The 11,956-nt window shown below is 60.7% G+C and carries 7 protein-coding genes; all 7 read left to right on the forward strand.

Annotation, left to right across the window (positions count from 1 at the left end):
• Positions 1 to 19: 19 nt before the first annotated feature.
• The 7 genes from QOL84_RS21925 (at position 20) to QOL84_RS21955 (ending at position 11,861) form a co-directional block, all read left to right on the forward strand.
• Positions 20 to 550 (forward strand): DUF5943 domain-containing protein, encoded by a 531-nt coding sequence (locus QOL84_RS21925; RefSeq protein ID WP_015886256.1) that lies wholly within the window; start codon positions 20 to 22, stop codon positions 548 to 550.
• Positions 551 to 565: 15 nt separating this feature from the next.
• Positions 566 to 2,626 (forward strand): dimethylglycine demethylation protein DgcA, encoded by a 2,061-nt coding sequence (gene dgcA, locus QOL84_RS21930; protein WP_283438523.1) that lies wholly within the window; start codon positions 566 to 568, stop codon positions 2,624 to 2,626.
• 164 nt (positions 2,627 to 2,790) lie between these two features.
• On the forward strand, positions 2,791 to 4,740 hold the full coding sequence (dgcB, locus tag QOL84_RS21935; RefSeq protein ID WP_283438524.1) for a dimethylglycine demethylation protein DgcB: 1,950 nt from the start codon (positions 2,791 to 2,793) through the stop codon (positions 4,738 to 4,740).
• Positions 4,740 to 5,960, forward strand: coding sequence for an electron transfer flavoprotein subunit alpha (etfA, locus tag QOL84_RS21940; RefSeq protein WP_283438525.1), 1,221 nt, complete (start codon positions 4,740 to 4,742; stop codon positions 5,958 to 5,960). Before dgcB ends, etfA begins: the two co-directional genes overlap by 1 nt.
• Before the next feature lie 9 nt (positions 5,961 to 5,969).
• The gene (etfB, locus tag QOL84_RS21945; protein WP_129395831.1) at positions 5,970 to 6,740 is read left to right on the forward strand and encodes an electron transfer flavoprotein subunit beta; all 771 of its coding nucleotides are present in this window, start codon (positions 5,970 to 5,972) and stop codon (positions 6,738 to 6,740) included.
• 152 nt (positions 6,741 to 6,892) lie between these two features.
• On the forward strand, positions 6,893 to 7,459 hold the full coding sequence (locus QOL84_RS21950) for a GNAT family N-acetyltransferase (protein WP_283438526.1): 567 nt from the start codon (positions 6,893 to 6,895) through the stop codon (positions 7,457 to 7,459).
• A 949-nt stretch (positions 7,460 to 8,408) separates the two neighbouring features.
• The gene (locus tag QOL84_RS21955) at positions 8,409 to 11,861 is read left to right on the forward strand and encodes an alpha/beta fold hydrolase (RefSeq protein WP_283438527.1); all 3,453 of its coding nucleotides are present in this window, start codon (positions 8,409 to 8,411) and stop codon (positions 11,859 to 11,861) included.
• Positions 11,862 to 11,956 lie beyond the last annotated feature (95 nt).

The raw sequence follows: 11,956 nt of genomic DNA on the forward strand, positions 1-11,956 counted from the left end.
TTTCTGGAGTTAAGTTTCCATGGCCAAGATCGCCCCGCAATTGCCAATCGAAGTCGACAGCGAGACCGGTGTCTGGACCTCTGACGCCCTGCCGATGCTCTACGTGCCGCGGCATTTCTTCGTCAATAACCACATCGGCATCGAGGAAGTGCTGGGCGCTGACGCCTACGCCGAGATCCTCTACAAGGCCGGCTACAAATCCGCCTGGCACTGGTGCGAAAAAGAAGCTGAATGCCACGGCCTGGAAGGCGTCGCCGTATTCGAGCACTACATGAAGCGCCTGTCGCAGCGCGGCTGGGGCCTGTTCAAGATCCAGGACATCGACCTCGACAAAGGCACCGCCAGCGTCAAGCTCGAACACTCGGCGTTCGTCTACGTCTACGGCAAGGTCGGGCGCAAGGTCGACTACATGTTCACCGGTTGGTTTGCCGGTGCCATGGATCAGATTCTTGAGGCGCGTGGAAGCAAAATTCGTACTGTCGCCGAACAAGTCTACGGAGGCTCCGAAGAGGGCCACGATGACGGCCTGTTCACCGTCAAGCCGTTGTAAGCCGAGGACCGTGCCATGGCTTTCGAAGCAATGTTCCAGCCGATCCAGATCGGCAAACTGACCATCCGCAACCGCGTGCTCAGCACCGCACACGCCGAGGTCTACGCGACTGACGGTGGCATGACCACCGACCGCTACGTCAAGTATTACGAAGAGAAAGCCAAGGGCGGTATCGGCCTGGCGATCTGTGGTGGTTCCTCCGTGGTGGCCGTCGACAGCCCGCAGGAATGGTGGAGCTCGGTGAACTTGTCCACCGACCGGATCATTCCGCATTTCCAGAACCTGGCCGACGCCATGCACAAGCACGGCGCCAAGATCATGATTCAGATTACGCACATGGGCCGACGCTCGCGCTGGGACGGCTTCAACTGGCCGACCCTGATGTCGCCGTCCGGCGTGCGTGAGCCGGTGCACCGCGCCACCTGCAAAACCATCGAGCCGGAAGAAATCTGGCGCGTGATCGGCAACTACGCCCAGGCGGCGCGCCGGGCCAAGGCCGGTGGCCTCGACGGCGTCGAACTGTCTGCCGTTCACCAGCACATGATCGACCAGTTCTGGAGCCCGCGCGTCAACAAGCGTACCGATGAATGGGGCGGCACCTTCGAAGGCCGGATGAAGTTCGGCCTGGAAGTGTTGAAAGCCGTACGCGCCGAGGTCGGTGACGACTTCTGCGTGGGCATGCGTCTGTGCGGTGACGAGTTCCACCCGGATGGCTTGTCCCACGAGGACATGAAGCAGATCGCCAAGTATTACGACGACACCGGCATGCTCGATTTCATCGGTGTGGTCGGCTCGGGGTGTGACACCCACAACACCCTGGCCAACGTGATTCCAAACATGAGTTATCCACCGGAGCCGTTCCTGCATCTGGCCGCCGGGATCAAGGAAGTGGTCAAGGTGCCGGTGCTGCACGCACAGAACATCAAGGACCCGAACCAGGCCACGCGGATTCTTGAAGGCGGTTACGTCGACATGGTCGGCATGACCCGCGCGCACATCGCTGACCCGCACCTGATCGCCAAGATCAAGATGGGCCAGATCGATCAGATCAAACAGTGCGTCGGCGCCAACTATTGCATCGACCGTCAGTACCAAGGCCTCGACGTGCTGTGCATCCAGAACGCCGCAACGTCCCGTGAATACATGGGCGTGCCGCACATCATCGAGAAATCCACCGGCGTCAAACGCAAAGTGGTGATCGTCGGTGCCGGCCCGGCCGGGATGGAAGCGGCCCGCGTGGCCGCCGAGCGTGGCCACGACGTGACCTTGTTCGAGAAAAAGGAATTCATCGGCGGGCAGATCACCACCGCGTCGAAAGCGCCGCAGCGCGACCAGATTGCCGGTATCACCCGCTGGTTCCAGCTAGAACTGGCGCGGCTGAAAGTCGATCTGCGACTGGGCACGGCGGCCGATGCCGACACCATCATGGACTTGCGTCCGGACATAGTGGTGCTGGCGGTCGGCGGGCATCCGTATCTGGAACAGAACGAACACTGGGGCGCCGCCGAAGGGCTGGTGGTCAGTAGTTGGGATGTGCTCGACGGCAAGGTCGCACCGGGCAAGAACGTGTTGGTCTACGACACCATCTGCGAGTTCACCGGGATGTCGGTCGCCGACTTCCTCGCCGACAAAGGCAGCCAGGTCGAGATCGTCACGGACGACATCAAGCCGGGCGTGGCCATTGGCGGTACGTCGTTCCCGACCTACTACCGCAGCATGTACCCGAAAGAAGTGATCATGACCGGCGACATGATGCTCGAGAAGGTCTACCGCGAGGGCGACAAACTCGTGGCAGTGCTGGAGAACGAATACACCGGCGCCAAAGAGGAGCGGGTGGTCGATCAGGTGGTGGTGGAAAACGGCGTGCGTCCGGATGAGGAAATCTACTACGCGCTCAAAGAGGGTTCGCGCAACAAGGGCCAGATCGACGTCGAAGCGTTGTTCGCGATCCAGCCGCAACCTTCGCTGAGCGAGGCGGGCGACGGCTACTTGCTGTTCCGCATCGGCGACTGCGTGGCGCAGCGCAACACGCACGCCGCGATCTACGACGCCCTGCGGCTCTGCAAGGATTTCTAAAAGCTATTGAACCGATCGTTCCCACGCTCTGCGTGGGAATGCCGCAATGGACGCTCTGCGTCCGCTTTGGGACGCGGAACGTCCCGGGATGCATTCCCACGCAGAGCGTGGGAACGATCATTGAACGCCGTGTTTCTCCAGGTTGTACTGGTGGGAGCTTCACCATGTTGAACACCCTTCTTCCAATCCTGTTGTTCGCCGCTTTGGGCCTTGGTGTCCTCGGCGCGTTGCGGCGGGTGGCCATGTGGCGTCAGGGCCGGGCCTCGAAGGTCGATCTGATCGGCGGCCTGTTGGCCATGCCCAAGCGCTATATGGTCGACTTGCACCACGTGGTGGCGCGGGACAAATACATCGCCAACACCCACGTGGCCACGGCCGGCGGTGCGGTGGCGTCGATCGTGCTGGCGCTGCTGGTGCACGGTTTCGGCCTGCATAACCGCATTCTCGGTTACGCCTTGCTGCTGATGACAGCGGTGATGTTCGTCGGCGCGATCTTCGTTTATCGGCGTCGACTCAACCCGCCAGCGCGGCTGTCGAAAGGCCCGTGGATGCGCCTGCCGAAAAGCCTGCTGGCGTTCTCGGCGTCGTTCTTTCTGCTGACATTGCCCGTGGCCGGAATCCTGCCGGAGAACTTTGGCGGCTGGGTGCTCGCAGTGATTCTGGGAATCGGTGTGTTGTGGGGCGTGTCGGAGCTGTTCTTCGGCATGACCTGGGGCGGACCGATGAAGCACGCCTTCGCCGGTGCGCTGCATTTGGCCTGGCACCGTCGCGCCGAACGTTTTGGCGGCGGTCGTTCCACCGGTTTGAAGCCTTTGGATTTGAACGATCCGAGTGCTCCGCTGGGTGTTGAGAAACCCAAGGATTTCACCTGGAACCAGTTGCTCGGTTTCGACGCCTGTGTGCAGTGCGGCAAGTGTGAAGCCGCGTGCCCGGCGTTCGCCGCCGGCCAGCCGCTGAACCCGAAAAAACTGATTCAGGACATGGTCGTCGGCCTCGCTGGCGGCACCGATGCGAAGTTCGCCGGCAGTCCTTATCCTGGCAAACCCATCGGCGAACACTCAGGCAATCCGCATCAACCAATCGTCAATGGTCTGGTCGACGCCGAAACCCTGTGGTCGTGCACCACCTGCCGCGCCTGCGTCGAGGAATGCCCAATGATGATCGAGCACGTCGATGCCATCGTCGACATGCGCCGTCACCTGACTCTGGAAAGAGGCGCGACCCCGAACAAGGGCGCCGAAGTCCTCGAAAATCTCATTGCCACCGACAACCCCGGCGGTTTCGCCCCGGGCGGGCGGATGAACTGGGCGGCGGACTTGAACCTCAATCTGCTCAGCGAAAAGAAATCCACCGACGTGCTGTTCTGGGTTGGCGACGGTGCGTTCGACATGCGCAACCAGCGCACCCTGCGCGCGTTCGTCAAAGTGCTGAAAGCGGCAAAAATCGACTTCGCCGTACTCGGGCTCGAAGAGCGTGACAGCGGTGACGTCGCGCGGCGTCTTGGCGATGAAGCGACCTTCCAGTTGCTCGCCAAACGCAACATCCAGACCCTGGCCAAGTACAGCTTCAACCGAATCGTCACCTGCGATCCGCACAGCTTCCATGTGCTGAAAAACGAGTACGGCGCGTTCGACGGCAACTACCTGGTGCAGCACCACAGCACCTACATGGCCGAAATCATTCAGGCCGGTGCGCTCAATCTCGGTCAGCACAAAGGCAACAGCGTGACCTATCACGATCCGTGCTACCTCGGTCGCTACAACGGCGAGTATGAAGCGCCGCGTGAAGTGCTGCGTGCCCTCGGCATTGAGGTCAAAGAGATGCAACGTTCCGGCTTCCGTTCGCGCTGCTGCGGCGGTGGCGGTGGGGCACCGATCACTGACATTCCGGGCAAGCAGCGGATTCCCGATATGCGCATGGAAGACATCCGCGAGACCGGCGCCGAACTGGTGGCCGTGGGTTGTCCACAGTGCACGGCGATGCTTGAAGGCGTGGTCGAACCGCGTCCGCTGATCAAGGACATTGCCGAGCTGGTCGCCGACGCACTGCTCGAAGACGCCGCGCCGAACAAGCCTGCGACCCCGGCCAAACGTGAACCTGCGGAGGCCCACTGATGAGCGACATTATCCGCCGCGACCCACGCGCCGAATGGATTGCGCGTAACCGTCTGCATCCGCTGCACGCGGCCATGCAACCGGCGCAACACAGCTGGATGGGCCCCAACGGCATCATCCGCAAGAACCTGCACGGCATCGGTTTTATCGGCCCCAACGGCATCAAGCGGATCGACCGCAGCGGCGCGCAGCAGGGCGGGGCGGTCAAACGTTCGGCGGCTGTGGAAGTGCAATTGCCGCTGCATCAGGTGCCCGCGCCCGCGTTTTATATCAGCGTGGTGCCGGACATGGTCGGTGGCCGCTTGAGCAGCCATGATCGCGACTTGCTTGGTCTCGCCCATCAACTTGCCGGCAAGGATGGCGCGGTGTTGGCGGTGGTCTTTGGCGAGCACAAGGAAAACGCTTTCGCCACCGCCGGCGTCGATCGCTTGCTGGTGCTCGAAGGCGAACAGTTCAGCGGTTATGCACCGGAACAGCGGGTGCAAGGTTTGCGCGCTGTGGATAACCAGTTCAACCCGCGTCATTGGCTGCTGCCGGACAGCCGCAGCGGTGGCGGCGAACTCGGTCGGCGCTTTGCCGCTGCACTGGGTGAACGCCCGGCGACGCGGGTCTGGCAGGTCAAGGATCAGGAATGCATCGGCCGCGCTGGCGCTGGGCTGCAAGACCTCGCCCGTCCGATTGCACGGTTGATTCTGGCTGCGGCCGAATGCGCCGAGCCGGTCAGCGAAACCCGTCACGAAGCGTTGTCGGTGGAGTTATCCACAAGCGTCGCGCGCAGCCTGTCGCGGATCGAAGATCTCGGCGCGGTGGCGGTCGATCCGGCAGCGATTCCGATGGCCGAAGCGGAGTTCATTTTCTCCGGCGGTAACGGGGTCAAGGATTGGGCACTGTTCCACGAAACAGCCGCCGCACTCGGCGCCACCGAAGGCGCGTCGCGGGTGGCGGTGGACGATGGCTTCATGGCGCGTGATCGCCAGGTCGGCGCGTCCGGCACCTGGGTTACCGCGCGGGTTTATGTGGCTGTGGGTATCTCTGGTGCGATCCAGCACCTGCAGGGCATCGGCGCCTGCGACAAAGTCGTGGCGATCAATCTCGATCCGGGTTGCGACATGATCAAGCGTGCTGACCTCTCAGTGATTGGCGAGAGCGCCGAGATCCTGCAGGCCCTGATTGCGGCGGTCGCGGCTTACCGCAATGAAGCCAAGCGCGATGCGGCTTAAGGAAACGCTATGAACACGAAGATTATCAGTCTGGTTTCAATTGGCGCCCACCCGACCTCCGGGCGGCCGCGCCGCGCCGATCAGGACGCGCGCGCCGTGGAACTCGGTCTGCAACTGGCTGGGGATAACCTGCAAGTGCTGCATGCCGGCGACGTTGCGGAACCGGCGTTGCGCGCTTATCTGGGCATGGGCCTGGAGCAGATGCATGTGCTCGAGCAGCCTGCTGGCGCCGATGCTTTGCCGGCGCTGACCGCGTACCTGCGCGAAGCGGGCGCCCAAGTTGTACTGACCGGCAGCCAGGCGGAAACCGGTGAAGGTTCGGGGATGTTGCCGTTCCTGCTGGCCGAAGGTCTGGGCTGGCCGCTGGTGGTCGGATTGGCGCAGGTCGAATCGATCAACGACGGCTCGGCGCTGGTGCTGCAAGCGTTACCGCGCGGGCAACGGCGGCGCTTGAAGGTGAAGCTGCCGTTCCTCGCGACTGTGGATAACGCCGCGCCGAAGCCTCGGCAGAGCGCTTACGGCCCGGCGCGACGCGGAATTCTGGAGGCTGCTGATGTCGAGGTTGTCGACGATGAACTCCTCGCGGTTGCCACCCTGCAATCGGCCAAACCACGGCCTAAACGCTTGAAAGTGATCAAAGCCAAAAGCGGCGCCGACCGCATGAAAGCCGCTACCGCCAAAGCCAGTGGCGGCGGTGGGCAAGTGCTCAAAGGCGTCACCCCGCAGGCCGGTGCCGAAGCCATCCTCAAGTTGTTGATTGAAGAAGGCGTCGTCCGCTAGCCCCGCCCCCCCCAAATCTCTGTAGGAGCTGACGAGTGCAACGAGGCTGCGATCTTTTGACGTTGATCTTTGAAAACAAAATCAAAAGATCGTAGCCTCGTTGCACTCGTCAGCTCCTACAGGTCAGTGGGTTCGCCAAAGGAATAATGTGAATGACTGTTGAGTTTCGACCTGCGCGGCGTACGGATGCGCGTGAGATTGCCCGCTTGTTTCAGATTTCCTCGGAGGGGGCTGCGGATTACATCTGGAGTCAGTTGGCCGAGCCTGGGGAAGCGCTGCTGGATGTCGGCGAACGGCGTTATGCCCGCGACGACGTGGATTTCTCTTGGCAGAATTGCCTGATCGCTGAGGCCAATGGGCGGGTCGTTGGCATGATGCACAGCTATGCCATGCGCGAAGATCCCGATCCGACGCCGCCCACCGATCCGGTGCTGGCGCCGTATGCCGATATGGAAGTAGCGGATTCGTTGTACATCTCCAGCCTGGCGCTGCACGAAGGCTGGCGCAATCAGGGATTGGGCGTGCAGTTCCTCCAGCATGCCCAGGCGCGCGCCGATCAGTTGGCGCTCAACGGTTTGAGCCTGATCGACTATGCGGCCAATACCGGTGCGCGGCGTTTCTACGAGCGCCATGGCTTCGGCATCATCAAAACCTGCCAGGTGGCACCGCATCCGCTGATTCGGGTGACCGGTGCGGCTTATCTGATGCACCGCGCTTAACGTTCGGTTATCCACCGGGCAGCGTTTACGCACAATCCCTGTTGGTCAGTCTGTGGATAAGGTGTTCGCGCCTCACTGCAAGTCACGTCAATCGTGGCTTGCAGCCCGCAGATCAAAAAACGACCAGCCTAAGTGACGGTTTTTCCGAGGGTTTTCCTCAGGATAACGGCGTAAGTTGCCCCCAATCTCTGTTGGCGCTTCTGTGGATAAGATGTTCGCTATCCGCTGCGAGCCTTATAAAACGTGGCTTACAGAGTATTGGTCAATATTTGTTCAATTTACGGTTGTGTTCGACAAATTGTCTATCGAAGAGTGATTTTTCACAGCCTTGCGGGTTTTTCCACAGACAAGGCAAAGTTACCCCCGATCTCTGTTGGCGCTTCTGTGGATAACGTGTTCGCCATCTGCTACAGGCCATGCAGGCCGGGGCTTACGAGGATATGATCAAAAAACGACCAATGCGCCTCGCAAACCGTCCTTCTGGATAAGTCACGATTTTTCTTCGCAAATCAGCGAGTTATTTTCCCACTCATCCACAGTTACCCCCATTTGCTGTGGGTGGCTATGTGGATAACTTGTTCGTCGAACCCGATAAGCCCCGCCCGCCATAGTGCAAACGGCACTTGATCACATTTCATACAGTTCTAAGGCGTTGCCTTGACTTCGAATCCGCTGCTGTCTTCACTGCAATGGCACAAGGACAGCCGTCACTTATCCACATCAGGTTCTGGGAGAACGCATGATGGATAGTCGCTCACACCGCTCCCCGCCCTTTCCCCGCAAGCGCACGCTGCGTCGTGCCGCCAATCAGCACGCTCGCCTGTAGCGCGCCAACCTGCCAGACCGCTGTGCTGTCGCCGGACTTGATCCGGTGGCCAGGTGTCCGTTCGCCCATCGATTGCAGGCAACCGCAGAGTTGCCCCATCTGCCTGATTAGAGGATGCACCCCATGACACGGATCGCAACGCCCATCAGCGAGATCAAGGAACACTACGATGTGATTGTCATTGGCTCGGGTTACGGCGGCGGCATTGCCGCGTCGCGCCTGTCCCGTGCCGGCAAACGTGTGTGCCTGCTCGAGCGCGGCCGGGAAATCCAGCCCGGCGAATACCCCAACACCATGATCGCCGCCACCGAAGAGCTGCAGGTGCATGACCCTGATGGTCATATCGGTTCGCGCACCGGCCTGTTCGACTTGCACATCAACGCCCAGCAAAACGTCGTGGTCGGTTGCGGCCTCGGTGGCACGTCGCTGATCAATGCCAACGTAGCCCTTGAGCCCGAGCCTGGTGTGTTCGACGACCCGCGCTGGCCGCAAGCGGTGCGTGAACACCGCGACACGCTGCTCAAGGACGGTTATGCCCGCGCTCGCGAGATGCTCAAACCCACTCCTTATCCGAGCACTTCGCCGAACCTGCCCAAGCTCGACGCCAACAAGAAATCGGCTGATTTTCTCAAGCAAGGTGCGCATTTCTACAAGCCGCCGATCAACGTGACCTTCGACAAGTTGCCGAATAACCTCAACCACGTCGGTGTCGAGCAGCTGCCGTGCAATCAGTGCGGCGACTGCGTCTCGGGCTGTAACAACAAAGCCAAGAACACCACGTTGATGAACTATCTGCCGGACGCCTGGAACCACGGCGCAGAGATTTTCTGTCAGGCCGAGGTGCGCCATCTGGAGCGCGACGGTGACGGCTGGATCGTGCATTTCCAGTACCTCGACAGCGGGCGTGAAATGTTCAGCGCGCCGACATTGTTCGTGAAGGCCGATATCGTCGTGGTCTCCGCCGGCACACTTGGCTCGACCGAAATCCTCCTGCGTTCGCGCGACAAAGGCGTGGTGATGTCCGGCCAACTCGGCGAGAACATGAGCGGCAACGGCGACATCCTCGGCTTCGGCCACAACTGCGAGCAGGTCATCAACGGCATCGGTTTCGGCGCACATTCGGCCAAGGAACTGCACCCGGTCGGCCCGTGCATCACCTCGGTCATCGACATGCGCACCGAAGGCGACTGGCGCAGCCGCATGGTCATCGAAGAAGGCTCGATCCCCGGCGCGCTCGGCCGGCCGATGGTGCCGAGCATGGCGGGTTTCGCCGAGATGATCGGCGTGGCCACCGATGACAGCTTCAGCGGCAAGGTGAAATACAAGGAGCGCGAAGCCGAAAGCTTCCTGCGCGGCCCGTATTACGGCGCGCTGCACAACATGCAGACCTACCTGATCATGAGCCATGACAGCGGTCAGGGGCGGATGGTCCTCGACAACAAAGATCAACTGCGCATCGATTGGCCCGGCGTTGGCGAGCAGGAGAACTTCAAACTCGGCAACCAGCGTTTGCAGCAGAGCACCAAGGCGCTCGGCGGCGTGTGGGTGGAGAATCCGATCTGGACCAAACTGCTCAAGCACAGCATCGTCTCCGTGCATCCGTTGGGCGGTTGCGTGATGGGTGAAGACGCCGCGCAAGGCGTGGTCAATCACAAAGGCCAAGTGTTCAGCGGCGCCAGTGGCACCGATGTCTACACCAATTTGTACGTGACTGACGGCGCGGTGATTCCGACGTCGCTGGCGGTCAATCCGTTGCTGACCATCTCTGCCGTGAGTGAACGCAACATGGGTTTGCTCGCCGCCGACCGTGGCTGGCAGATCGACTACACGCTGCCGTCGGCCCCGCGCAAACCGGTGGCGCCGCCAACCCTTGGCGTGCAGTTCACCGAAACCATGAAAGGATACTTCTCCCGCGCCTTCACCGCGGCACAAAGCACCGATCTGAAAGTCTACGAAGCGGCAGCCAAGCGCGGCGAGGCGGATAACTCGCCGATCGACTTCACCCTGACCATCACCGCCAACGACCTCAACCGGATGATCAAGGAACCCGAGCACGCGGCCACGATTGTCGGCACCGTCATCGCGCCGGCGCTGTCAGCACAGCCGCTGACCGCGAGTAACGGCGTGTTCAACCTGTTCGAACAATTCGAGCAGCAGGTCGATACACGCCACATGAAATACGACATGAAACTGACTGCCGAGGACGGCAACGACTATTTCTTCAGCGCCTTCAAAACCGTGCCGGAAGACAATGGCGTGCTGAACATCTGGCACGACACCAGCACCCTTTATGTGACCTTGTATCGCGGCCCCGACAAGACCGGCGAGGTGATCGGCTCCGGGGTGATGCACATTCATCCGACCGATTTCGCCAAGCAGATGACCACCATGAAGGTCCTCAATGCGCGTAACGAACGTGAGCGCATCGAAGGGCTGGCGCGGTTCGGCAAGTTCTTCGCCGGGATTCTCTGGGAAAGCTACGGCGGCGTGTTTGCCGGCGATATCTACTTCAATCCGGATGCACCGCCACGGTTGAAGCGGCCGCTGGATGCACCGGTTCCGGCAGTGCATTTTTTCCCCACCGAAGATGGCGTCGAATTGCGCCTGACGCGTTATCAGGCCGGCAGCAAAGGCCCGGTGATGCTGGTGCATGGCTTGGGTGTGGGCTCGAACATCTTCTCCACTGATACCATTCAAACCAACCTGCTCGAATACCTGTGCAAGCACGATTATGACGTGTGGCTGCTGGATTTTCGCGTGAGCATTCTGCTGCCGGCGAGCAAGAAGGAGTGGAACGGCGACCAGATCGCGCAATACGACTTCAAGGCTGCCATCGCGCAGATTCAGCAGCAAACCAACGCCCGCGATGTGCAGTGCGTGGTGCATTGCTACGGCGCGACGACGTTCTTCATGTCGCTACTCGCCGGTTTGCAGGGCGTGCGTTCGGTGGTCTGCTCGCAGATTGCTGCGGACACCGTGGTCGCTACCGCCACCGGATTGAAAGCCGGTCTGCATTTGCCGGGGATGCTCGATGCCATCGGCATCAAGTCGATGACCGCTTACGCCGACAGCAAGGAAAACTGGTTCAACAAACTCTACGACAAGGCCCTCAACGGTTATGCGCGGATCGAGGCGCAGGGTTATTGCACCAATCCGGTGTGCCACCGCATCACCTTCATGTACGCGTCGCTGTATCGCCACGACACCCTCAACGAAACCCTGCACGACAACCTGCACGAGTTGTTCGGCGAATCGAACATCGAGACCTTCGAGCATCTGGCGCTGATCGTGCGCAGAGGGCATCTGGTGGATTTCAAAGGCAACGATGTGTACATGCCGCACTTTGATCGGCTGACCATGCCGATCTGCTTTATCAGCGGGGCGGAGAACCAGTGTTACCTGCCGGAAAGTACTCTCAAGACCTACCAGCGTTTGTGCGATATGCACGGGCCGGAGCGTTACAGCCGGCAAGTGGTACCGGGCTATGGCCACATTGACTGCATGTTCGGCAAGAACGCAGTGGTCGATGTCTACCCGATCATCCTTGAACACCTGGAGAAAACTGCTCAGGCCTGACCCTCTCCTGTAGGAGCTGCCGCAGGCTGCGAACTTTTGATCTTGAAGGGCAAAAGATCGCAGCCTGCGGCAGCTCCTACAGGTGCAGTGTCGTG

Source organism: Pseudomonas helmanticensis (assembly GCF_900182985.1).
Taxonomy (GTDB): Bacteria; Pseudomonadota; Gammaproteobacteria; order Pseudomonadales; family Pseudomonadaceae; genus Aquipseudomonas; species Aquipseudomonas helmanticensis.